Source organism: Candidatus Micrarchaeia archaeon, from assembly GCA_041653315.1.
GTDB lineage: Archaea > Micrarchaeota > Micrarchaeia > Anstonellales > JAHKLY01 > JAHKLY01.
Genome location: JBAZFO010000002.1, coordinates 22,930 through 48,747, shown reverse-complemented (window position 1 = coordinate 48,747; position 25,818 = coordinate 22,930). Strand labels below are relative to the sequence as shown.

Here is a 25,818-nt window from a genome sequence, read left to right as displayed (position 1 = left end):
ATAATTAATTACAAATAAAGTCCAAATAACAGTAATTAATGTAATTATAACACCAATTCCAGTAATGTGTGCAGAAGACAAGTAAGTTATAGATATTAATCCAATTTCTTCAATCCAAGGAGCGTTTAATATTGTCATTACAAAAGGCGCAAGTATTCCTATTGAAATTGGAATTAAAATAATAAAATCGAAACACATTCCTAAATAAAGAAAATCTCCATATTCTAAATTAAACAGGTGCCTGTTTTTTATTCTATCCCTGATCCCCCCTCGTATCCATCTAACTCTTTGTTTTATTAAAGAAAAAATATTTTGTGGAGGAATTGTATACACATATGCATCTAATGTACTTCTTATTTTATATCCTAATCCTTGAATTCTTAATGCAATTTCTATATCTTCAGTTAAAGAATGCGAATCAAATCCATTAAGTTTTTTAAGCACTTCTCTTTTATAAAGAGAAAAACCACCAGGAGTTACATAAATGCCTTCATATTGCATAAAGATTCTTCTTACATATAAAATAATTTCATATTCAAAATGCTGTAATCTCTCTATCCATTTTTTTGGATTAAATATTTTAACTGATGAAGCCACAGCACCAATTTCTTTATCTGTATAAAAAACATTTATAATATTTTTAATCGTGTTAGGCGCCATAAATGAGTCAGAGTCTATCGTTCCTATAAACTCTCCTTTTGCTTTTTCAATACCATAATTTTTAGCACTAGCTGGACCTCCATTTTCTTTTTTATATAATTTAATATTATATTTTTTATATTTTTGATATACTATGGAGCAGGAGTCATTTTTAGATCCATCATCTACTATAATAATTTCTAATTTATTTTTTGGATAATTACTATTTAATATATATTTTAATGTTTTTTCTAAATTTTCTACTGGTTCATTATAAGTTGGTATTATGATAGAAACAAGGGGTCTATAATTCGTTTCCTCATATTTTTTTTCTATTTCTTTTTTATATCTAATCATAGAGTATACTAAAAATATATTGGCGTATAAAAGAATGAAAGTACCTATATATGTAAGAATATTCCATATTAATTGATAAGAATCCATACTACTTTAATTATTAGAACCTTTTTTAACTTTTAATATCATAATAAATATATGAATTTTATAAATAAAAAAATAATATTTATAATAATCTCAATATTATCTTTTATTTTAATAATTTCTTCTTTATTGATTTTTTTTAATTTTTCTTCATTTTTTTCATTTTTATTAATAATCTCCTCCTTTGGAACTGCCTTTTTTTTAATAATAAGTGTTTGGTATTTTTTAATCGAAAAAAACGAAAATTCTCTAACAAAAGAAAGTGATAATCATCCTTCAGTAGCAGTTGTTTGTACTTTTTCTGGTGAAAGTTTTGAATTTCTAAAAAAAACAATAGATGCAATGGGAAAAATAGATTATATTAATAAAAAATTATATTTACTAGATGATTCTGAAGATGAAATTTTAAAACAGAAGATTAAATTTTTATGCAAATCAAAAAATATTATATATATTACTAGAGACGGGAGAGAAGGATTTAAATCAGGTAATTTAAATAACTTTTTATTTAATTATTGTAAAGAAGAATTTTTACTAATTTTTGATAAGGATGATTGTGATTTAATAGACTCAAATATTATAAAAGAATCTTTGCCTTTTTTTAAAGATAAAAAAGTAGCATATGTCCAAACTAAAAAGATGACAAATAAAGGTAGTTTATTTGAAAATTCAATAAGAGAAACTAATTTATTATTTTATAATTTAATTCAACCAATTAATAATTTAACAGATTCTGCTTTATTTGGCGGTTCCTTAGCTTTGATGGAGGTTAAAATTCTTAAAAAATTAGGTGGTTTTCCAAATTATTTAATAGAGGATATTGCATATTCATTTAAAGCTATTTTGAACGGATATAAAGGGAAATATATAAATAAAAATTATGTTTTAAGTAATAAAATTGAAAGTTATAGTGAATTTCAGAAACAGCAATTTAGATATAATTTTTCTAATACAGATCTTTTATTAAAAGAGTATATACCAAATTTCTTTAAAATTCCTTTTAACTTACAATACAAATTTTTAATTCATTTTTTTGGATTGCATTTTTTATCTTTAAGCCAATTGTTTTCTATAATTTTACTAATTTTTTTTATGTTTTACATACCTAATTCTATTATATTAAATCTTTCTCTCTTTTTTCTTGTATTTTTATTTCCATTGACTATTTTATTATTTTCTAAAGAATATAATAATTCATATAAAATTGGTATTCTTGCTTATTTAATCAATTTTTCCCTAGTTTTTACTAGAATAACTGCATTGTTAAAAGCTCTTTTTGGATTAAAACCAGTTAGTTATGGGGTAACTGCAATAGGAAAAAATAAGTTGAACATAAAAAAGATAATAAAGGGAAGTTTTTTGGAGTTAATTTTCTTTTTCGTGTTATTAATCCCAATTTTATTTAATTTAAATATCCTTTATTCCTTTTTGATTATATGGAATGCATTATTATTTTTAACTACTCCCCTGTTTCTGTATTTGTTTGGTTAGTTTCATTTTTTGCTGAAAGTTTTTCTTTTATGTCTGCTAAAACTTCTTTGCTTTCATAATCATCTATACATTCAATTAATTCATTAGTAACCTCCCATATACATTTTTTATCATAACAACCGCAAGAAGTTTTATTTTCTGTATAACAAGAGTATATATCTTTCCATTGGCAGTCAGTCATTATTTCTTCATCTATAGGGGCACAAATTTCATGATTACATCCTTGAATAGAACAATCTGCATCTATAGTACATTCAACAATATTTTCAGGAAGAGATATATCTAATTCTAAACACATATTTTCAATAGTATCATTAATGATGTGGTTGCAGTATTCTTTATTTGCAGTATTTCTTGTTAATTCTAAATAACATGCATCTTTATCTTCTGCATTCTGAATTTTTTCACATAATTCTGGATTTTTATCAAAAGTTAAAGCAATTATTAAACACTGATACTTTTTTGTTTCATCTTCTATATAATCACAAAGATTTGAATTTTCTAAGGATATTGATCCTTGTTTAAAACAAACGTCTGGATTTTCTGAATTTTTACAATTTGCCAAAGTATTTAGTTCATTTCTACTTTTTGCAAAATAAGTATAAAAATCTGATATTTTAGTGGTGTTGGTTGGAAGAACTAATAATGAACTTTCAACAGCTTCTGAAAATTCTAAGGTTTCCCTTTCAAAAATAACTTCTTTTCCATTTTCAAGATAACTTAATTTTATATATAAGGGGACCCCATACTCGTCATCATAGCATATGGTTTGAGTAAAATTTTTATATTTATTAACAATTGGGTTTGTGCTAGATAAACCAATTTTAGATAACCCACCAGCAGAAACTTTTTGATAATTTATCATAAATTCTACTTCTTTACATGTTCGTCCAGCTAATGTTTTTTCAATAATTTCTTTTTTAAATTCTAATGCATCTTCTTCAATTAAAGTATTAAATGCAGTTTTAGCTTCATTAGTTGTTTGTGTATTTATAAATCTTGAATTTGCACTGTTTATTTCTAAAGAAAATCGTTCATCTGAAGTGGTATTAGCACACATAATAATATCATTTTTTCTTTGTTCGCAAATAAAATTCTCATTACTATTTAAAAAAATCCATTTCTTATCTAATTCAGAGTCAGTAATTACAACAGAATCTCCTTCAAATCTAATTGTTTGTATATTGAGGTCAATTCCTTGTACTTTTTCTAAGTAGGAAATATAGTAATTATTAGGTAATTCTACTTGTTTTTCAGCTGAATTTAAAATTAAATCCTCTTTATCTTTGTTCTCATTTTGTTCTATACAGCCGAACATAAAAAGAACGCCAAAAATAATTAATATTAAAAATATTTTTTTCATTTTATCCCCCCTAATTTTTTGCTATTATTTTAATTATATCATTATGTTTTAAAATATAATCCTTTCCTATAATCTTTTTATTTCTTAAATTTATTGCTCTTATAAAATTATCTGCAAAATCAGAATGTATTGCACCTGCGAGATCTATTGCTGTTGAACCATTTTTCAATAATATTGCATCTGGTAAAACCTCTCCTTTATTATTTGTTAATTTATTTTCGTCTTCAACTGGATAGACTACAATCATATCCAAAAATTCTAATACTGCTTTATTAATCAATTCTTGAATGCCTGTTCCCCCCATTTTTTTAATTTGTTCTAAACCTAATTTTTGTCTTTCGTCTATATTTGTATTTAGTATCTCAAAATTTTTATCTCCGGGTATATAATCTATAATTTTCAGATCTGCGGCTTTTCTTAAAGCTAATTCCCCAACCCCGCAAGTTGGTATTATTATTTTATCTGGAAATTTATTTTTGATTTTATCTAAATTTTCCTTAGCGTTTGGTAAATCAAATTTATTTCCTGCTATTAATATTGGTTTACTTTTTTCTCTTATTTTTTTTGAAAATTCAAATATCTGTTCTTCATTCCAATTTATTCTTTCCATTTCTAAATTTAAGTCTCTACTTATATGTTCAACATCTAATTCACTAATTTTTAATCCTTGAAGAATTTCTGCAACAATGTTAATTTTTTTGCCCTTTATTTTATTCCAATTTTTTTCAATAATTCCCTTTATCCAATATGAAATCTCATTTTCCAAAAATTCAATTTCTTCAGTTGGATCTGATTTTATTGGTTTCCCTTCAAGATTTGTATTTCCACTTAAATCTATTACTTGAATTAAACAGTCAGCTTGAGCTAATTCAGTTAAAAATTTATTTCCCAGTCCTTTTCCAGTATGTGCTTCTGGTACTAATCCAGCTATATCAATAAGATTTATTGGAACAAATCTATTATTTTTTATACACTTACTATTATGCGGTGAACATTTAATTTTTAATTCTTTACAAGGACACTCTACCCTAACATATGCGATTCCTTTGTTTGGATCAATTGTTGTAAAAGGATAATCTGCAATTTCTGCGTTTGCCATAGTAATTGCACTAAATAAAGTAGATTTACCTTTATTCGGTGCACCACACAATCCAATAAATACCATACATAATATTTATTCCGTTAGGCTTTTAATCTATTATTCCTTAAATTAATTATGCTTCTTACTGAAAAATATAAACCAAAAAGTATAACTCAGATAATTGGTAATCAAGAAGAAATAAAAAAAGTTATTACTTGGGCACTAAATTGGCAAAGGGGAACAGTAGGAAAACCTTTACTTATATATGGACCAACAGGTGTTGGAAAGACATCAGTTGCTTATGCAGTTTCTAATCAATTTGATTGGGATTTATTAGAATTAAATTCAAGTGATACAAGAGATAAAGAAAATACCCAAAATACTATGGGTTTAGCTTCTGAGAACTCTACATTATTTGGTAAAAACAGATTAATTTTAATTGATGATGTTGATAAAATGTCTTCAACAAAAGATAGGGGAGGAACTTCAGTTATCACGAATTTAATTAAAACATCAAAACACCCAATTATTTTAACAGCAGATGATTTATGGGATAAAAAAATATCTTCTTTAAGATCTATTTGTACAAAGATAAATCTTAAAAAAATTAATAATTCCACACTTAAAAAGTATTTAAAATATATTTCAAATGAAGAAGGAATAGAGGTTTCTGAAGAACAGATCGAAAAAATAATTTCTTTAAATTCTGGAGACGTAAGAGCTTCCTTAAATGATTTACAAGCAAAAAATTTCACCTCAAATAGAGATAAGCAAATTAATGTTTTTGATGCATTAAGAATTATTTTTAAGACAAACAATTATCAAGAAGTAAAAGATGCTTCATTTAATGTAGATATTGATCATGATACTTTCAAATTTTGGATTGATGAGAATATACCAAAAGAATATGAAAAAATCAATGAAATTGCTAAGGCCTTTGATTATTTATCCAAATCAGATGTTTTTGATGGTAGAATTTACAAAAGACAATATTGGGGTTTTTTAAGATATTCAACAGATTTAATGACTGCAGGTGTTTCTGTATCTAAAGAAAAGAAATATAATAAATTTACTGCATATTCCTTTCCTTCTTTTATACAAAAAATGGGAGCATCTAAATCAAAAAGAGCATCAAATAAAGAGATAGCAGGTAAATTAAAAAAGCATTTACACGGCTCAAATAAAAAAATAATTGAGTCAATTGAGGTTGTATCTGATATTTTAAAGAGTAATTTAAATAAGGCAATGGAATTTTATAATCTGGATGCAGAGGAAGCTGCATATATACTTGGAGTTAGTGAAGCGCAAATTAAAAAAATGCTTAAATCAGAAGAAAAGCCAAAAATTAAAAAAGATAATGAAATAGAAATTAAACAAAAAAAGCAGAGTAATTCATTAAGTGCTTTTTTTAATGGGTAATAATATGAAAACTATAATAATAGATACAAATTTTTTTCTTCTTTTAACTAAAATAGATATTTTTACAGAAATAAGATATCTTATTGAAGGAGAGTATGAGTTAATAATCACACAAAAAATATTGAATGAATTAGAACACTTATCTAAAAGAAATAAACAAGCAAATTTTGGATTGATGATATTAAAAGAAAAACTTAAAGATAAAAGTATTAAATTACATGAGAATTTACAGCACCCAGATGATTTTATACCTATTTTTTCTAAAAATAAAGAATTGATAGTATGTACAAATGATGCAGATCTAAGGAAAAAAGCCAAAAAAGCAGGTGCAAAAGTTATTTCTTTGAAAGCAAACAAGAAAATTGATTATTCTTAATCACATAGAAACCTTTTTAAACACTGATTAGTATAAGAAATTTGATAAATATGAGATCAATTAATATAGAATTTGATAGATTAGAAACTATTAGAAATGTTAGGAGTAGTTTACAAACAATTAAACCCCTAATCGAAAGAAGATTAAAAATAATAAATGAAGAAGAAATGGTTCAACCACAAATTTTTAGAGAGTTTGTATCACAAAAGCCAGAATTATTATTAGAACTCACAAAAATAGAAGAAATTGAAAAAGTGTGTGATAATTTAGAAAAGTTGTTAAAAACAAAAAGAAAAATAACTTTATTTAAAAATACTTTAAAATATTCTATTGCAGTAATTCAAACTTCTCTATTAGTTGGTGTTTTATATTTTGATATAGATTCTTTTAAAGAAATTTTTGCAGCAAGTATTATTGTTTTTGGAATAGGGTATATTAATTTATCTGAAAAATTTAAAAATAAATTAGAAGCAATTGATGATAAGTTTATTGGTCTTTATACTAATGAAATTGATTTTTTAACTAATTTATTCCAAAAATATGCTTTTAAAAAAGGATAAAAACCTATTTAAATACTTCATTACATTAAAAATAAGAAATAAACGTTCTAATATTTAGTAGGTGAATTTATGTATAAATTATTTAGAATTGAAGATAAAGTTAGAGTTCCCCCAAAATATTTTTCTATGAAATTAGATGATGCAATTATAGAAATTTTAATTGAAAAATATGAAAGAAAAGTAGATCGTGATTTAGGTATTATTTTAGGAATACAAGAAGTTAAGATATTGTCTGATGGTACAGTAATACCTGGTGATGGCGGAGCATATTTTGAAATCGAATTTGAAATTTTAAGTTATACTCCAGAAATAAATGAAGTAGTAGAGTCAGAAGTTACAGAAATTGTTGAATTTGGTGCCTTCTTAGGATTAGGTCCTGTTGAAGGATTAGTTCATTTATCTCAAATAACAAATGATTTTCTTACATATAATAGAAAGATACCTGCATTTACAGGAAAAGAATCCAAAAAATCTTTGAAAAAAGGAGACAAAGTTATGGCGAAAATATCTACTGTTAGTTTGAAAAATACTATTCACGATATTAAAATTGGTTTAACTATGAGACCAGAAGGATTAGGAAAAGATGAATGGATAGAAAAAGAAGATAAAAAAGTTGATGATAAAAAGAAAGTAGAAGATAAAAAAATAAAACAACCAGCACCAGTTAAAACTGCAAAGAAAAAATAGGTGAATATCATGGGTTTATTAAAAGCATGTAAAAATTGTAAATATTTAGTAGAAACAGAAAAAGAATGTCCTGCTTGCGGAGAAAAAGAATTTACAGATAAATTTAATGGTAAAATTTATGTTTTAGATGTAAATTCTGAATTAGCGCAAAAGATCGGCGCTAGATTACCAGGAACTTATGCAGTACGTGTAAAAAGATAAACAAAGAAACCTTTTTAAACACAAAAATTCTTATTAATTTATGAAAAATATAATAAATAAAGATTCTAGATTTCAAAAAGCTTCAATTAGAACAAATATCTTTTATAAACATTCTTCAATCCCAAAAGAATTTAAAAATAGAATAAATTTATTAGCTGAATTATCTAATTCTTGTGAAAAACCTTGTTTTCTTTTTGGTGGGACTTTAAGAGACATATGTAGAATATTATATGTGGGGTCCTGGGAAATATCTAAAGATTTAGATTTAATGGTGGATGGAAACATTGAGGAATTAGTATCAAAAATAACTACAAACACAGATTTTGAAATAGTCTCAACATCAACATTTGGAAAAAAACCAATCGTGTTTATGGAAACTAAGAATAGGGAATATAAATTGAGTTTATTAACAATACCTGGAGAAGGGTCTTTCGAAGATAAATTATATAAAGATTTTTCAAGATCTGATTTTTCATTTAATACAATAGCTACATTTTTAGGTTCATTTCAACATATTGCAATGAATGAAATAACTTTAATAACTCCTTCTAGTTCTAAGTTTTACTTTGATTTATTAAATAATATGGTTTCTGTAAATACACTTCTTTTTAAAAATAAACCAAAAAGAGATTTTTATATTATATTTTTAAGAATGTTAAAACATAAATATAGAGATAAATCAAAATTAGATATTGAATCTATTGAATTTTTTTTAAATCAAGTTAAACTTGGATTTAAAGATGTTAGACGAGAGCAATATACTTTAGATACATTGGAGAAATATGGAAAATCTGCATTTAATGATTTAAAAAATTATGGATTTATATCAATTGTTTTCCCAGAATTTGAGCAATTAGATTTTATAACTTTTAAAAGAGAAATTAAAAATTTAAAAGAAATTAAAAAAAATGAACCATTTGAAATAGGACTTTAATTTTTATTTATTTTTATTGTAATTTAATTATGGAAGAAATTAAATTTATTTATGATAAGCCTGCGCTAATTATTGATAATAATATTTTAGTAATAGCAGATTTACATATAAGCGCGGAGAAAAAAATCATTCCTAATGGAGAAGAGATAATAAATCTAACACAATTATTATTGGAAGAATTATTTGCCCTCATATATGAATATAAAATTAAAAAAATAATTATTTTAGGTGATGTTAAAGAGGATATTTATGATTTATCTCCAGAATTATTTTTGTTTTTCACAAAATTATCAGAAAAAGTAAAGATAGAAATTGTAAAAGGAAATCATGATGTGAATTTAGAAAAATTACCAAAAAATTTAAACCTTAAAATTCATTCTAGTTCTGGAGTAGTTTATATTTGTAAAAATAATTTGAAAATTGGGTTAGCGCACGGACATGCTTGGCCAAATGATGAATTATTATTATGTGATTATTTAATTTTAGCACATGAACATGCGCATTTTCTTTTACAAGATGAAAAAGGTAAAAAATATTATGAAAAAGTATTTTTAATTTCAGATATTAATGAAAAAAATGCAAAAAATAAATACAAAAATATAAATAAAAAATGCAAGTTGATTGTTTTACCAACTTTTAATCCTGTTTTGTTTGGAAAAGCAATAAATGAACAAAAAATTGGGTTAGGACCAATTTTTAAGAATAAAGTATTTAAAATGAATAGTCTATTAATATATACATTAAAAGGTATTTGTCTTGGGCAATTGAAGAGGAGTGATAAATATGGGCAGAAAAGGAAGAGGAAAAGAAAAACTTGAAACTTGTTGTGCTTGTGGAGCGAAAGTTCCGAGAAATAAAGCAGTAGATTATGCAAAGCACGTTAAATTTTCAACTGATTTGAGAGAATCAGATAAAGATGATGATTACGTAAATCCATACCAAGATTCTGCGATGTATACAAAAAAACAAACTTATTGTATAAGTTGTGCAAAACATAGAAAAATTTTTGAAAAAAAGAAAAAAGAAGCTGCAAGACGAAGAGAAGAAATATAAAGGAGGTATTAAATGGTTGATCCCTCAATAGTAAATATTACGGAAGAAACAGTTAGTTTTGGGGATAAAAAGTATAAAGGTTTCAAATTGGAGTTAGGAACTATACCCTTACTAATAATCAAAGCAGAACATGGATACGTGGCGTCTACTTATATTGATTTTGGAGCAGCAGAAAAACTTGGTGATATTGCTTGTTTTGTATCTAATGTAAAATCTTTTGATGACTTTGAAAAAGCAAAAGTTAAAAGTGTTACTACTTGGGCAGAAGATTTAGGTATAAGACCTGGAATGAGCATTAAAAAAGCACTCGAAATTATGGAAGGTGAATAATTTGAAAGGTGCTAAACAGGAAATAAAAGAATCAACAGGAAAATGTTCCAAATGTCATAAAATCTATCCTAAATCCAGTTTAGAAAAAGTAGGAGAAAAAGAAGTCTGCTTTAAATGTTTAGAAAAGATAGTAAAAAAAGAAATGGATAAATCTAAATATAATCCATATAAAGCTTTGAATATTTATTTATTAATATCTATATTTTCATTTTTTTTAATTGCATTAAATATTTTATTTTTAAGTTTTCCTTTAATGGCTGAGGCTTTTAATGATTTATACTCGCCTGCAGCACATACTTATCTTATTTTAATGGGAAAGTTTGTTTTAGTATTTATAGAGATAACTTTACTATATATCTCATCTTCACTTGCATTCATGCTTGGAATATTAATTTTATTAGGATTAATTATTTCACCATTTTTTGGTGTTTCAGCTCCTAATATAGATGCAAATTTAATCATTTTTCATATAATAATTCCTTTGGTTGGAATGTTTGGCTTGTTTATAGGAAAAAAAGGATTATATAATAAAAATTAAAAAAATTCTATTGGTAAATTTTCTTTTCTCGCTTTTGTCATAAGCGCTCTTTTTTTACAAATATCTAATTTCATATTTGTTGAAACTCCTTGTGTAAAAAGTAATTTTGACCAAAGAGATTTATCCGGATCAAATCTATTAGATGCGTGTTCGCAAATAGTTTCATCTCCTATTATAACCGCAACTTCAGTTAAACAATCTATTAAATTATTATAGCTGTCTTTACTTTCTATAAAATAAATTTCTTCACAAAAAGAAACTGCATGAAAATTATGATCTTGATGAGCTGCAGCCACACCCAAGGCTTGATAACAGAGGATACTTGATTCATTATTGCTCATTTCATTTTTGCATATTTTTTCAATTGAAGTATCATTTGTTTTTAAATATTCTCCAACTGCATAAAAAGTATAACATTCATCTTTTGTTTCTCCTTCAGACATTGCCAAGCATTTTTTTTCTTCAACAGCCAAACACCCAAAAAATAATAAAGAAATAAATAAAAATATTAAAATATAAATTTTCATTTACATCACCGAATCTTGAGGTATTCCCCCGCGTTTTAAATTTCTATCAATAATATTTTTTATACTATCAGAAGAATATCCAATTCTTATTAATCTTGTATGTCCTCTTATACCTTTTCCACTTTCAATCATTGTTATTAAACCAAGCATTTCTAAATCATTTAAGTATTCTTGAAACCATCTAGCAGTTCTAGGTTTTTGCTTATATTTTTTACAGTTTCTTCTATATTCTTCATAAATTTCTCCAGATAACAAAAATCCAGATTCATCTTCATTTAATTTTTCATAATTGCTTCCTCTTAAATCTAACTCTGCTGTTGATAATAAAACTAATTGCTGATGCTCTGGTAAAGTTATTATTGTTTCTGCTGCCATATCTTCATCTACACTTCTTCTTGCTTCTTCAACCTCAAAATCAGTTATTTTCTTTTTATTAGTTTCTTCTGCTATTTCTCCAGCCTTTAGTAATAATCTTAATGCATATCTTGCATCACCAGTTTCAGTAGCAGTTATTGCAGCAGTTAAATTTATTGCAGATTCTTCGACTGTGTCTTTTTTAAATCCTAAATTAGCTCTTTGTTTTAAAATTTCTTGCAATTGTATAGTAGTATAAGATGCAAAAACAAGTTCTGTTTCATATAAACTGCTTTTACTTCTAGGGTCTAATTCATCTTTAAAGGAAAATTTATTTGAAATCCCTAATAATGAAATACATCCTTTTTCTAATTCATCATTTACTCTTGTTAAAGTATATATTAAATCATCTAGATCTTTAGTCATATCAACTTCATCCAAAACTATTATTAATTTAATATTATTTTCTTTTATCCAAGAAGCTAATTTTTCATATATGTGTGTTAATCCAAATCCACTTTTATCTAATTCAGAAATAAATGTTTTTGCAACTTTTTGTATTATTCTGTATCTTGTATTATATACCTTACAGTTAACATAAGTCATAATTGCATCGTGTTTTTCCATTTCTTTAAACTTTTTCATAATATTTTTAATACATGCAGTTTTTCCAGTGCCTGTTTTACCATATACAAATAGGTTGTGTGGCCTTTCATTTTTTAAAGCAGGAGAAAGAACAGTCATTATTTTTTCTATTTGTTTTTCTCTGAAAGGGAGTATATCCGGTATATAATGAGGAGAAAGCACATTTCTATCTATGAAAATGCTGTCTTTTTGTAGTATATCTGAAAATGAAGGCATAGTATCACAGAAACATTTATAAGAAATATCCTTTTAATTCTTTATGTTTAAAATTAGTTAAGGTAATACTAATGAGGTGAGATAAATGGGTTTATTCGAAAAAATTTCAGGAGGACTCGGATTAAGTAAAAGTCTTGATCTAGAAGAATACATGGATACAGTAGAAATGGAGGAAGTAGATGTTCTTCACGAACCAGCAGATTTTTATGTAAAACCAATTTCTTTAGAAAGAGAAAGTGATGTTACATCCATAGTTGAAGAATTAAAGGCAAGAAATATAGTGCTTTTAAATGTTTCAAAAATGGCAAAATGGCCAAATAAATTAAAAGCGTCTGTTGGTGCCTTAAAACAATATGTTTCAAAAGCAGGTGGAGATATAGCAAGAATAGATAATGATAAAATACTATTAACCCCTTCTAAAGTAAAAATTGTTAAAAGAATAAAGAAGTAATCCTTCTTTATCTACTTTTCTAATTTTCTATTCACTCTTCTTAGTACAGATAATACTGAAACTGCTTCTTTTGAACTTATAAAAGATCGGCCTATTATTCTCTTAAATCCTATTTTTACTTTTTCTGGATTTCTCATTTCAGCTGCAAATTTATCAACAATTAAATCAAATGATTCTAATAATTTTTCTTTTTCTTTCTTTGTTACTTCTTTTGTTGGTGAAATATAATTTAAATTGCTTAATTCATAAGCAAGAACTGCAACTGAATGCGATAAATTCATTACTGGATATCTTTTGTTTGTTGGGATAGTAATTAAAAAATCACATAAATCAGTTTCTTTTTTTGTTAATCCAATCCCTTCTCTTCCAAATAATAGTGCTATTTTACCTTTTAATTCATGTTTTTTAAATTCTTTAATAGAAATTGGATTTCTAAATGTTTTTTTAAATCTTAAGAGAATTCCTGTTGTTCCCACAACATAATTGCAGTCTTTTACTGCTTCATCTAAATTTTGATATATTACTGCTTTTTCTAATAAATCTTTTGCATGTTTAGCAAACATTAGTGATTCATTGTTTAATATTTCGCATTGTGGATTAATGATATTTATGTGTTTTACTTTAAAATTTTTTAATACTCTTGCAATTGCACCAATATTCATTGAACCTTCTGGTTCAATAAAAATATATTTAAATTGAAGTTTATTCATATACTGCCTCTAATATACTTAATTCTTCAAAAAACATTTTTTTATTTTCTAAAATTTTAACTTTAAACCCTTGATTTTCTAAAATATCTATTGTTTGTTTTGTATTATCTAATGAACTATCGACTAATATTATTTTTCCATTTTTATTTAAATAATTTTTTACTTCTTTAAGGAATCTATCGATAGTTTCTCTTCCATCTTTTCCTCCATCTAATGCTTTATTAAGCTCTCCTTTTATTTTATCTTCATTTTCTGTTGGTAAATAAGGTGGATTAAAAATTATTATATCAAATTTTTCATCTTTTTTTATATTTTCAAATAAATCACTTTTTTTAAATTCACAATTATCGCATTTATTCTTTTCTGCGTTTTGTTTTGCAAGAGTTACTGCCTTTTCGTTAATATCTATACCCAATACATAATCTGCTGTTTTAGATGCGATTACTGCTTGAATTCCACACCCAGTTCCAACATCTAATACTCTTCCTTTTATGCCTTTTACATAATCTGCAAGCATAAATGAATCTTCTCTAGGTTCGTATACCTCTGAGTCATCTATAAATTCATATTTTTCATAATAAGTTTTAGTCATTTAATCAACTGTTATTTATTTTTTCTACTAATTCTTCGTATTCTTTCCTTGCTTTTGCTCTTTCTTTTTCATCTTTAGTTTCCGTAACTCTTTTATATAATTTATCTATTTGTTTTGCATATTTTTTATATTTTGTTGCTTTATAACTATTAGTTTCTACTTGGTCTGAATTTCCATATGCATCTTGTCTGTGAGATTCTATTGTGTGTGTTTCTAATTGCTTTTCTATTTTTTCTTTTAATTCTTTTGAATTTAATACAAAATCAACATTTTCAATATTTGTTTTATTTGATGGGTCCTTAATATACTGTTCTAATATTGAAATGTCTGTGGTTTCTGAATTTTTTAAATAATTTGCTAAATATTTATCAACTTTCATTTTAACTGTCTCATCTTCATTTTTATCAAAGTTTTTGATTATTTCTTTTGTATTCTCTCTTGCTTCAATATAATTTTCAATATTATTATTAAATTGTTTTATTCCTTCTTCATTTTCCCAGTCTTTTTTAGTAAATGCTTTTCCTATATTTTTTCCTAATTTTCCTATTTCTTGTGTTAATCCTCCATAAGTTCTATCAAAGATATTTGATCCAATAGATCCAATTATATCCCCAGTTATTAAATTCCTAAATGTTTTTTGGTCTATTTTATTAAATTCTTCTGCTTGTGCTTCTCCAAATGAATATATAGTATTTTTTGCTTGTTCTATTGACTCCCTAAATGTATTTGGGAAATATTCTTTATTCTCTTTTATATTTGGGATGTCTCTTATTTCATTATTTAAATTTTGCCAAGAATCTACAATGTATTCTCTTTTTTCTTTTTGTTTATCTGTCCAATTTGTGTATTCTTCGATAAATTCTCTATTTGCCCTAAATAAATCTATATATAAATTAGATATTTCATAATCTGTTGAAATTTCATTGAATACTTTCTCTTTTTCTTCTGCTGTTTTATAATTATCATATTTTTGATCAAATTCTTTTTTCATATTTTTAAAGTCTGTATATATTTCATATTGTGTTGTTGCTATTGGCATATTTTTATCAACATCTAATTTTAAATCTGGTTTTTCTTTTTCTTCTATATATTTATCCATTACATAAAATGAAATATTATAACCTTCAACTGAAAAATTAGAATAATATAAATTTGCTTCAGTTTCTTGTTTTTCTATTTGTTTTTTTAATTCAGTTTCTTGTTTTTCTAATTTAATATAATCAGTTTTTAAATCATCTATTTGTTGATATATCTCTTTTTGTTCTGATTCTTTAAATGGCATTTCATTTTCTTTTGGTATTGGTATATTTTCAGCAAGTGCAAGTATCTGTTCATTTATCTCTTCTTTTTGCATTTCTATAGACATCATTTTTATGGAACTTATATATATTTCATCTTGTTTTTGTTTGTATTCTCCATAAGTTGTTTCATTAAATTCGTTTAATTCCTTTTCTATATTATTAATAAACATATTAAACTCATTTTTAAATTGTTTATCTTCTTTTAATATTTGTGCTACTTCTTCATTAATTATTCTGTATAGTGGGTTTATTGCATTATTATATAAACTAATTTTTGATTGTGTATATTCTAGTGTGTTTTTCATCCCTTGTATATCTAAATCTGTTTTTAAAGAGCCAAAATTAATCACACCTTCCAATAGCCATTTATCATTTTCTTTTTGTGTTTTTTCAAATAGGTCTGAAAGTTTGCTTGCTTCTTCATACATTCCTTTTTGTGTAAATTGTGAATGTATTACTGTTGTGTTACCTATTGATGTTATAGAAAGAACTGAATACTCAGTAATGGTCTGTTTTAATTCTTTATATTCTTCTTGGTATACAGATTTTAATGCATTTAATTTAGCTGTTAAATCCATTATTTTTTCCTGTATTTTTTCATTATTTATTTCATTTAATCTTCCACTTAATTTATTTATTTTATCAATTAATTCTTTTTCTTCTGTTTTAAATGTATTATTTAATTCAATTAACCTTTTTTCAATTTTTAAATATTCTATTTGTTCTTCCAAAGACAATCCACCAATCCCAAAGGTAATAAATGCTTTTTTATTCTCAATTTCACTTTTTCTTGTTTCTAATTCTGTCCTTTCTTTTTCTTCTTTCTCTTTTTGTTTTTTATATTTTTCTTCCCATTCATTATAAATTATATTTTCTTTTCCTACAGAATAAGCATTATGCATTAAAAGTCTTGTTAAAGCAAACATTCCTAATAATTCTATACTCCCTTGATTTATTTTATTTAATAATCCATCAATAGCATTTTTTATAGAACCATCTTTTTCAAATCCAGTTATAATTGTATTTTTTTGTTCTTTATTTAAATCAAATCCTTTTCCTAACGTATTTTCTGCATAATATGATAATAATCCTTCTTTATTTCTTTTAATTGCAGCAATATCCTTTTCAATTATCTTCTGCTTTTTTAGATCTGCTTTTTCTTTTTCCTTTTCTAAACTTTTTATTTTGTTTTCCATTTTTTTAAATTCAGAATTAATTGCTTCTGTATTATTAGATATATTTTGTACTAATGCGCCAGAAATTAAATTATTAATTAAAGAGTCTACTCCTACGAAATAACCTTGTCTTGCATTTTCTTCTAATCCAGAACCTTGAATTCTTAATGCATATCCAACTTGTGTTAAAGTTTTTGTTCTTAATTTAAATTCTTTTCCTTCTGTGGTTTTTATAATTACATATTTTCCATTTGGAGAATAAGATAAGTTATCTTTAGTTATTATTTCTCCATTATATTCTTTTATAAATTCTCTTTCTTTCTTGGTTAATATATTTAAATTTAAAACCTTAGCAATTCCAGATATACCCAATAACCATTTCCCTGGTCCATAAATATATTTTGCTTTAATTTTATTTATTGCTCCAAAAGTTAAGAATCCCCCAGAATATCTATTTAACATAGTTTGTAAGAAATAGTCTCCTAAGTATGATAAACCACTTTTAATGTCCTGCCATAATGAAGTTGAATAATCTATTGGTGGGCCTGCAATCATCTGTTGAGATAAACCAACTCCTCCTTCTTTTCCTGTTAAACCAGCCATTACTTGAGCCGCCATTTTTGCGCTTTGTGATGTTCCTGCTCCAAAAAGTATATCTGAAGCTGTTTCACCAAATATACTCACTGCAATTTTATTTGGGACTCCTTGAATAGTTAATTTAACAGTCCTGATAAATCCTGCTGTTTTTACTGTCCCTTCAGTAAATCTAGTTAATTTTGCTTTATCTCCACTTCCTGTGCTTGCTATTCCTTTATTTTCTTGTCCTTTTGATTTTTCAGTCATAGCTTTTGTTTGTGCTTTTGCTTCTGCTCTTTTTTGTGCTTTGCTTTCTGATTTTGCTTCTGCTTTCTTAGCTAATTTTCCAATACCAAATCCAACCAATCTTCCTGCAATTCCTGCTGGTGCTAACATAGTTAATGAAACTGATTTTGGTTTCATTCTGTATTGTCTTCCTCTTGGTGGTCTTGGCCCCCCAAAATTAAAAAAAGATAAAGGATTTCTACCAGCAATAAATAAAGATGCGCCTAATATTCCAAAAATGATTAATATCCCAACGCAAAGAAAATCACTTGCCCCAGTCATTGAAGGTATACAAAATCTTACTGGTTGTGTTGCTGTGGTGTAATTAACATATTCTTCAATTATGTAACTATCATCAAATCCAGTATAAGTTTCTGGAAAATTACTTGCGTCAATTGTTTCGCCCAAACATTGTGTTAATATTTCATAATTGTCTTTTTCTCCTGGACAATAATAGAAAGTGATAGTTGTACAATTTGAACAATTATTTCTTATTTGGTTTAAATTAAATAAAAATTCTCCATCTCCATTTGAATATATATTATATATTTTTTTTGTTCCATCCTTACATGAGTATCTAACAAATAGCTGTGCATTTTCAATACCTATTTTTGATCTTGTTTCATTCTCATAATATAAAAATCCATTAATCTGCATTGTAGTTTCATTTGAAGATAAAATAGCAATAATATTTGCCTGTGTGACATTTGAACTTGTACAATTTTGCATGGGATAGCAGTAAATGAATGGTGAATAAATTCTTTCTGTAAGGGGCCTAGTAATATTTATTTGCGCAGAATAAGATAAATTAATAATTAATAATAACAGAATAAAACTCAATATTATTTTGTTTTTTAATTCACAGAACAAACTAATTCACCTCTTCTTCTTGGCATACTTGGAGATCCAGGACACATGTTTATATCTTCAACAGGTTCTATTTTTCCACAATCTTGTCCTTCATCTCCATTTTTTGGATATATAATTAATTCATTATTTAATTGTGCCCAATTTGTTTTTGTGTATGTAAATAAATTTCCACTTAATTGATCAATCATACAACATTTTGATTCTTTTGGTAAAGCACCTAATATATCTGCATCCCAAATTGTTAAATTTTTAATTTGTCCAGCTGGGCCTTGTTCAATTGTTCCATCAGAATAATATATTTTACAATCATATTCTTTTATACTTTCATTACACATTTCGCAAGTAAATTCATCTGATGCAGGTGGTCTGTGAAATATTCCTTCTTCATCAGTATAACTTCCTATTGGTGTTCTTGCGCACATTGGCATACATTGAACATTATCTGCATCAGTTAATGAGCCATCCCCACAAGGTTTTCCATCTTCACAAATATGAGAATTTGTCCCATCTCCACAAAGTCCTAATTCAATTTCAGATGCAGTGCATTCTAAACATGCACAATAAGAATCTTCCCAAGCATAAACTTTTGAATAACCAACATAAGTGTCCATACCGATTAATTCTTTTGAATTTTCTTGTAACGCGCAAAAGTGTTCTGTTTTTCCATCTTCTCCTAAAATTAATCCTGTTCCATCTCCTTCATCGTGCCATTCAGAATAAACAACTCCTATTATTCCTGCTTGCACTAAATCTGCTTGGTTTGTAAATAAATATTCATAAAAAGAATCTGTGAAATTTTCATTGAATATTGAATCACTATATTCTACTTTTGTATATTCAATTTCATATTTTGCGCCAACTTGTGAATGCATCCAATCCATTACATAAATTGAAAATGTATTATTACATTCATCTTCATCGCAAGATTCAACTAAATCAAGAATATCAATATCAACAGGAGTACATCCTTTTGCTCCTGTGCAAATACCAGTATCTTGATGAACTTCTTCTCCATTTACTTCTAAAGCAGAACAGTCGTCTCTACATATTTTTGTTATTTTTGCGCTTGTTAATAAATCCCTGCTTGGTAATTTTACTTCTCTTACTACTTTGTATACATGACATCTTGGGCTACAACTAGTAGCAGAACCAACATAAGGAATTTTTGTATTGCCATCAACTCCACATGTCCAATCCCCACCAATATTCCATGGCATCCAAGCTGAATAATCAGTATACCACCCACAACCACCATCACCACAATCAGGGGTAGAAGCATACCATCCAAAATTTATACATCCTAATCCTGTTTCTGTTGAGTTACATGTTAATTGAGTACTGGTGTCGCAATTATAATTTGTTTTATATCTTTCTCCATCACTAGCATCTATAGATAAACCTTTTATTCCCCCTCCTTTTGCAAAATCATATCCTGTTTTTAGTTGTATGAGATTTATATCACCAATTATTGCAGATCTTGTGAATAAACTTAAATTTAAAATTAAACTTGGTTTTTCATATCTTTGTAAAAATTGTCTTTGAAAATCTATTTGTGCATCTATTATTCCATTAGTTATTTCATCAAATGGTTTGAAATAACCGGATTCATCTCTATAAAAAGAATCATCAAATTCACCAACATTAAAATCTGTTGTTATTAAATCAATATTATTTAATCTAACTTTGTTTAAACCCAAACCATAAATATCTTCTGAGTCATAACCAAAGAAAGTATCTAACATAGTTATTAAATTATTATATCCATTATATTCTTGATTTGCTTTTGCATGTATTGCTACTAAACAATTAGGACATTCTTTTTTTATTGCCTGCGCTCTTTTATCTAATTCATCATCACTATCTATTCCAATATCTCCAATTACAATAATTTCTGTTCCTGTATCTAGAATCCCATATCCCCCATAAAGAGGATCTGTTGTTTTTAAATACGGTTCTAATAGTGTTGAATATGTTGAACCAATAGTATTGTATTTATAAATTCCTACCTCTTGGGTACAATTTGATGGTGAATAGCCGTCTTTATAACACCAGCCATCATATAATAAAATATTTGGGTACTCTTCATCTAAACACATAGAGACCATTTCTGTAATTTTTTTTGCGCATTTTTCTCCAACAGAAACTCCCACATATAATTCAGGATCTTTTGCTATTAAGATAGGCATAACATTTAATTTTTGAAGTTCTATTTTTTTATCATATAAATATTTTACACTTGGTTCAATAGTTCCTTTTTCATACATTAAAGGTTCTCCATCACAATTACAGCCTTTATTTATTCCTAAATCTGTACATTCATCTGGACAATAATGTGTATATTTATCTGAAACAGTTACTTCTTGAACTGCCATAGTAACCATTGTAGAAGGTTCACACCAACCATATCTCTTTAAATCAGGCATAACATTATGTTCTATACTAGTTTCAGTATCTTGCGCACAATCTCCCCAGCTTGTTATTTTATATCTAAATGGAACTCTAAAATTACTTGGAATTGGATTATCACTATGTGAAGGTAAAACATACCAATCAAGCCACTTTAATGTTAATGGATCTTCAGTTAAACAATCTTCAACTGATTCCCATGTTCCTGTTCCTTCATATGCAGCATACCATTCATCAAAACAAGGCGCAGTTTCCATTTCATATTCAATATTACATCTACTTACAAAATAAATATTATCAATAAATTCAGGATCAACATAAATGTATTCATCTTCTTCTCCAATATATCCACTTAATTCAACACCTCCAAAAGTATTAGAATTAAATCTTACATAACTTGGTGAATCAATTGTTATATTACAAATAACATCTGAGAAATCATAATATTCAATAAAATTATCACAAGGTGTAGTTCCCCAACAATTAGCATCACAACAATCTGCAAAATTAGATTCATCAGAACCAAATTCTGGAGGATCAGGTATTAATGTTGGATTAATTGAAGAAATATCTGTTAATAATTCATTATCTGAACCATCTGTACAAAAACGTACTTTTCTATCTCTCCAAACATTGACATCTGAAGAACAACCAATACAATCTAAGTTAGAAGTACAGGATAAGGTTGTAGAATCTAATTCTCCGCAGTTTTCAAATTCAAGTGTATATTCTGAACATTCTTGACATATTCCAGCGATACATTGAAATTCACCAGCCATACAGTCTTCAACATCAAGATTAGCGTAAGTAAATCCTTCTCCCATTAAAAATATAGGTTCATAAATACTATTTTGTATCTCATGTGTTTTATCTTTTTCAAGATAAGCAGAATCCATATAACATCCATTACAGTATTCTTCATCTATTAATCCCAATGCACATGCTTGTCTTGCACTATCACTTGTAAATGTTTCATATTCTCCTTCGCAACCTGTTATTGTAGTTTCTGTTTCTGTTCCACTAACATCTGCTGTTCCAGTAAAACAAATTATAATTCCATTTTCTAATTCCCTGCAATGGCACATTATATCTTCACTTGGATTTCCATCTTCATAACAAACATCTCTTTGATATCCCCAATCATTTGTACACAATCCAGATAAACATTCAATTCCATTTTTACATTCAAATATCATTCCAGAATGGTGAATTCCATCCCCATCTGTATATCCAGACCATTTTTGATATCCCCAAAGTTTTTCAAGTTCATCAGCATAAAAACTTCTATTTAAATCATAAACAGTATCCATAACATAATCAGTAGAATCTTGATTTATTAGAATAGAATTAACATCTAAATAATAAGAACCTCTATCATCCATAAATACTGGATGATTTTCTGTTGTTGTACATTCAGTTGTTGCAGCTCCCCATGCTCTATCACAAAATAATTCACAAGCTCTTCTTGCAGTATATGTATCTGGGAAAAATGATTCATTAAATGTGGTGCTATTTCCTAATCTATCTGTGCACATCCAAGCAGAATTTACTCCTGCGTCAAGATATGTGCATTTTGTAAATAATGAATATCCCCATTCTTCAGCGCATGTTTGTTCGCATTCATGTTGTGCTTCAGCATAAGTGCCTGAAAAATGTAAAATATTTCCATCTTGATCAGAACACCACCATTTAGGTTCAGTAAATGAATAAAAAGGAACATCGCTATAAGTACATGTAGATCTTAAATATGTTTCTTCAAATGAAGGAACTAAATAATTCATAAATCTATCTTTATCTCCTATTGGATTTAGATAAGTTAATTTATCATACACAGGGAAATAATATCTTGATTCTTCAAATTCTGAAAATGTTGTTCCTATACCAAATCTAAAAGCATTTAACCATTGTTCACCATTTGATTTTTTAATTTCATTTGTTGTTTTTGTATTTAATACTTTAAAATCACAAAATGTTTTGTATAATTCTCTCATTAGATTTTGTTCTGTTTTATTTAATTGTTGAATCATTACTGAGGTATGATTTTCAGTAATTTCACAAACAGATGCAGATAAAGAAGGTAAATAAGAACCTTTTCCACAAACCATTGCAACACATTGGTCATTTATACATGGATTAAATTGTGCATGTGTACATATTGGAAAAGTTATTCTTAATGGATCTCTTGAATCCATATAACTTTCTTCATAAGTGCAATTTCCACCTATAACATTGCCTTCATCATCTAATTCAATATCACATAATGCTTCAACAATTGTCCCATTTGATAAAGAACAATTACTCATATTTGAAATTGAGATATTAATAGGCGCAGTACAGCAAGGGATATATTTATTATCATAATTTACACAACCAAATAATAATAAAGAAAAAATTAATATTCCTATAATAAATATTTTATTCATATTTTTATCACCTAAATTGTTTTTCCTATTAATCTTAATGTATCTCCCGAATCTCCTCCTAATAAAGGAGTTAAAGCAAGTATTAATGCAATAGATGCTGCAAAAGCAACAAATGGATAAAATAATGCACGTATTGTAATTTCAACAAGAATATCTCCAATTCTTTGAAAACTAAATATTGTATATTCGTATGTTTCTTGGCTATTAATTACATTTGATAATACAATCCCTCCTTTAAATCCAGGATAGCACCCATATGCATTATCTAAAAATGGTGGATCAATTCCAGCAGGTCTTGTAGTAAACGAAGGGTCTAACATTACAAACAAAACTGGAAATATAAAATATGCACCAATTGCTATTGCAACTAATAATCCACCAACACCTCTACTTATTGGAAATGCACGCAATAATAATCCTAAAGGCAAGAAAATAGTTAACATTGTTTTAGATATGTAATCTAAAAATACCCAAACAGAATGTAATCCAATAGTTAAAGGTATTATTTTGTTTGTTAATAAATATCCTGATTCAATTTGTTTTCTTGTATTACCATACCAATCTCCGCACCAAACAGTAAATCCTAAAAATGAATAACATCTTGAAGCTTGTTTTTCCCAAGCGGCAGTTGTGACATAAATCTGATCATATAAATCATCTAAAACTACTATTTGTTCTTCAACTCTGCATTTAGCAAAAATAATTGGTTCTGCTGCTTCGTGTTCCATTCCTTTACATTGTAATATATTACCTTCTAATAAAGAATCTGTGAGATAAGAAAACGCATGCTGTAAAAACAATATTAATAAGATTATCATTATTGCAGATGCAATTGAATTTAATCCTTCACTTAAACTCCATCTTTTTAAATTTTGAGCATCAAGTACATGGCCAATTATATAAACTATTGTTGCAATTGCAATACATAATACAATTGTAATAATTCCATAAAGTATCCATCCTAAATCAATCCATTTTGTTTCTAATGTGGGCAGTACTTCTGTTTCATTATATATGCCCGCACTTATGCTAGTAATAAGCATACACAAAAATACAAACATTAATTTTTTTTCCATATTAAACCATCTGCGCTAAACGACTTATATCAACTTCTTCTCCTAGAAGTTTTGATAAATCACGTGTAACTATTATTACACCAGCAAATCCTAAGTATGGTAAAAACACACCAGCTAAAAATATATGCGTTGTTGCTTTAAAAATAATTTCAAGATTTGTAGAAAATTCTGGTACTGTATTCCAATCAATAATTTCCCCTAAATCCCCAAGAGATATTGGCCATAAATCATTTTCTAAACTGCTTTCATCTGGATATGTAAATGAACTATGTTCTGCTTGAAGAATATCTCCAAATATCAGTGCTTCTAAAGTAATCATAAAAGGTAAAAACAAAAATAATCCTACTGCTATTGCAATTAAAGATCCGCCTAATCCGCGCAAGAAAGGAATTGTTCTAATTATTATTCCTGCAGGCAATAAAATAAATAAAAAGCCATCAGCAGTAAGGATAAATTGAAGTAAATACAATAAAAATAAAGTATTGAAAAAACAAATAGTGGCTATATTTAAAGAAGTATTAAACAAAGAAAGATAATTATAATTGCTTGAATATTTATTCCAGCTTGTTGATGGGCCTCCTAAAAATGCCATAGCACAACCATAAGGATTTTTATCTATTTCATCTGTTTTACATCCAAATTCATTTAAAGAACCACGTATATTTGCAACAGCAATATTATATCTAATCAATGACATTACATCATTTGAATATTCTGCTAAATCTGATAAATACTCACATGAGGTTTCATATATACTTCCTCCTACATATGGGCTTGTTCCTTTGTATATGCCAGCAGATAATGTTAATGCTGAAGATTCTGTGTAAAACCAATACATTCCACTAAAAATAAGAGCAGCAATAATAATAGATAAAATTACTTGACTAATTTCTGTTTGCGCCCAAACATTTAATCTTGGGTTTTCAGTTAATTTTCCAATCATATAAATTATAATTATTATACCTAATGCTAAAAGAGCAGCAATAATTGTTGGTAAAAGCCAATTTTCAGTTATGCTTGGAAAAACATATCCGCATGAAGCATTCACACTATAGAAAAGAAAAATCAACAATGCAAATATTATTTTATAATTCATTT

General features: G+C 26.8%; 23 protein-coding genes. 12 read left to right on the top strand and 11 right to left on the bottom strand.

Going from position 1 to position 25,818, the window contains the following annotated elements:
- Nucleotides 1–1,083 (bottom strand): glycosyltransferase family 2 protein (locus WC356_00750; protein MFA5381667.1); only part of this gene is annotated, 1,083 nt, incomplete at its 3' end.
- Between the two features lie 51 nt (nucleotides 1,084–1,134).
- Between WC356_00750 and WC356_00745 the strand changes: the two genes are divergently transcribed.
- A complete protein-coding gene (locus WC356_00745; GenBank protein ID MFA5381666.1) occupies nucleotides 1,135–2,571 on the top strand; it encodes a glycosyltransferase in 1,437 nt (478 codons plus the stop codon).
- Here WC356_00745 and WC356_00740 read toward each other — a convergent pair.
- A complete protein-coding gene (locus tag WC356_00740) occupies nucleotides 2,540–3,934 on the bottom strand; it encodes a hypothetical protein (protein ID MFA5381665.1) in 1,395 nt (464 codons plus the stop codon). The genes WC356_00745 and WC356_00740 overlap by 32 nt on opposite strands.
- A 10-nt stretch (nucleotides 3,935–3,944) precedes the next feature.
- The gene (locus WC356_00735; protein ID MFA5381664.1) at nucleotides 3,945–5,099 is read right to left on the bottom strand and encodes a redox-regulated ATPase YchF; all 1,155 of its coding nucleotides are present in this window, start codon (nucleotides 5,097–5,099) and stop codon (nucleotides 3,945–3,947) included.
- Between the two features lie 51 nt (nucleotides 5,100–5,150).
- Between WC356_00735 and WC356_00730 the strand changes: the two genes are divergently transcribed.
- The 10 genes from WC356_00730 (at nucleotide 5,151) to WC356_00685 (ending at nucleotide 11,113) form a co-directional block, all read left to right on the top strand.
- Nucleotides 5,151–6,434, top strand: a complete 1,284-nt coding sequence (locus WC356_00730; protein MFA5381663.1) for a replication factor C large subunit — start codon at nucleotides 5,151–5,153, stop codon at nucleotides 6,432–6,434.
- Nucleotides 6,435–6,438: 4 nt separating this feature from the next.
- Nucleotides 6,439–6,810, top strand: a complete 372-nt coding sequence (locus WC356_00725; GenBank protein MFA5381662.1) for a hypothetical protein — start codon at nucleotides 6,439–6,441, stop codon at nucleotides 6,808–6,810.
- Nucleotides 6,811–6,860: 50 nt separating this feature from the next.
- A complete protein-coding gene (locus WC356_00720; protein ID MFA5381661.1) occupies nucleotides 6,861–7,370 on the top strand; it encodes a hypothetical protein in 510 nt (169 codons plus the stop codon).
- A gap of 69 nt (nucleotides 7,371–7,439) precedes the next feature.
- Nucleotides 7,440–8,057, top strand: a complete 618-nt coding sequence (locus WC356_00715) for a DNA-directed RNA polymerase (protein ID MFA5381660.1) — start codon at nucleotides 7,440–7,442, stop codon at nucleotides 8,055–8,057.
- 9 nt (nucleotides 8,058–8,066) lie between these two features.
- Complete coding sequence (gene spt4 / locus WC356_00710) at nucleotides 8,067–8,258, top strand: transcription elongation factor subunit Spt4 (GenBank protein MFA5381659.1); 192 nt, start codon at nucleotides 8,067–8,069, stop codon at nucleotides 8,256–8,258.
- Between the two features lie 40 nt (nucleotides 8,259–8,298).
- Complete coding sequence (locus WC356_00705) at nucleotides 8,299–9,192, top strand: hypothetical protein (protein MFA5381658.1); 894 nt, start codon at nucleotides 8,299–8,301, stop codon at nucleotides 9,190–9,192.
- A gap of 29 nt (nucleotides 9,193–9,221) precedes the next feature.
- Nucleotides 9,222–10,010: a metallophosphoesterase gene (locus WC356_00700; GenBank protein ID MFA5381657.1), complete on the top strand. Its 789-nt coding sequence runs from the start codon at nucleotides 9,222–9,224 to the stop codon at nucleotides 10,008–10,010.
- The gene (locus WC356_00695) at nucleotides 9,976–10,245 is read left to right on the top strand and encodes a hypothetical protein (protein MFA5381656.1); all 270 of its coding nucleotides are present in this window, start codon (nucleotides 9,976–9,978) and stop codon (nucleotides 10,243–10,245) included. The genes WC356_00700 and WC356_00695 overlap by 35 nt, the downstream gene beginning before the upstream one ends.
- Nucleotides 10,246–10,257: 12 nt before the next feature.
- Nucleotides 10,258–10,575, top strand: coding sequence for a DUF1805 domain-containing protein (locus tag WC356_00690; protein MFA5381655.1), 318 nt, complete (start codon nucleotides 10,258–10,260; stop codon nucleotides 10,573–10,575).
- Nucleotide 10,576: 1 nt separating this feature from the next.
- The gene (locus WC356_00685; protein MFA5381654.1) at nucleotides 10,577–11,113 is read left to right on the top strand and encodes a hypothetical protein; all 537 of its coding nucleotides are present in this window, start codon (nucleotides 10,577–10,579) and stop codon (nucleotides 11,111–11,113) included.
- Here WC356_00685 and WC356_00680 read toward each other — a convergent pair.
- Together WC356_00680 and WC356_00675 are read right to left on the bottom strand one after the other, a co-directional pair.
- Nucleotides 11,110–11,640, bottom strand: coding sequence for a hypothetical protein (locus tag WC356_00680; GenBank protein ID MFA5381653.1), 531 nt, complete (start codon nucleotides 11,638–11,640; stop codon nucleotides 11,110–11,112). The two genes, WC356_00685 and WC356_00680, sit on opposite strands and share 4 nt — an antisense overlap.
- Nucleotides 11,641–12,855: an AAA family ATPase gene (locus tag WC356_00675; GenBank protein MFA5381652.1), complete on the bottom strand. Its 1,215-nt coding sequence runs from the start codon at nucleotides 12,853–12,855 to the stop codon at nucleotides 11,641–11,643.
- An 85-nt stretch (nucleotides 12,856–12,940) separates the two neighbouring features.
- On the opposite strand from WC356_00675, the gene sepF reads away from it, so the two are divergent.
- Nucleotides 12,941–13,306 (top strand): cell division protein SepF, encoded by a 366-nt coding sequence (sepF, locus tag WC356_00670; GenBank protein ID MFA5381651.1) that lies wholly within the window; start codon nucleotides 12,941–12,943, stop codon nucleotides 13,304–13,306.
- An 11-nt stretch (nucleotides 13,307–13,317) separates the two neighbouring features.
- On the opposite strand, the gene WC356_00665 is transcribed toward sepF, so the two are convergent.
- The 6 genes from WC356_00665 to WC356_00640 all read right to left on the bottom strand — a co-directional run bounded on the left by WC356_00665 (nucleotide 13,318) and on the right by WC356_00640 (nucleotide 25,816).
- Nucleotides 13,318–14,016 carry a TrmJ/YjtD family RNA methyltransferase gene (locus tag WC356_00665; protein ID MFA5381650.1) on the bottom strand — a complete coding sequence of 233 codons (699 nt, stop codon included), beginning with the start codon at nucleotides 14,014–14,016 and terminating at the stop codon, nucleotides 13,318–13,320.
- Nucleotides 14,009–14,608 (bottom strand): HemK2/MTQ2 family protein methyltransferase, encoded by a 600-nt coding sequence (locus WC356_00660; GenBank protein ID MFA5381649.1) that lies wholly within the window; start codon nucleotides 14,606–14,608, stop codon nucleotides 14,009–14,011. Before WC356_00660 ends, WC356_00665 begins: the two co-directional genes overlap by 8 nt.
- Before the next feature lie 4 nt (nucleotides 14,609–14,612).
- On the bottom strand, nucleotides 14,613–18,674 hold the full coding sequence (locus WC356_00655; protein ID MFA5381648.1) for a hypothetical protein: 4,062 nt from the start codon (nucleotides 18,672–18,674) through the stop codon (nucleotides 14,613–14,615).
- Between the two features lie 125 nt (nucleotides 18,675–18,799).
- Nucleotides 18,800–23,644: a hypothetical protein gene (locus WC356_00650; GenBank protein ID MFA5381647.1), complete on the bottom strand. Its 4,845-nt coding sequence runs from the start codon at nucleotides 23,642–23,644 to the stop codon at nucleotides 18,800–18,802.
- Nucleotides 23,645–23,655: 11 nt separating this feature from the next.
- Nucleotides 23,656–24,720 (bottom strand): hypothetical protein, encoded by a 1,065-nt coding sequence (locus tag WC356_00645; protein MFA5381646.1) that lies wholly within the window; start codon nucleotides 24,718–24,720, stop codon nucleotides 23,656–23,658.
- 1 nt (nucleotide 24,721) lies between these two features.
- The gene (locus tag WC356_00640; GenBank protein ID MFA5381645.1) at nucleotides 24,722–25,816 is read right to left on the bottom strand and encodes a hypothetical protein; all 1,095 of its coding nucleotides are present in this window, start codon (nucleotides 25,814–25,816) and stop codon (nucleotides 24,722–24,724) included.
- Between the last annotated feature and the right edge of the window lie 2 nt (nucleotides 25,817–25,818).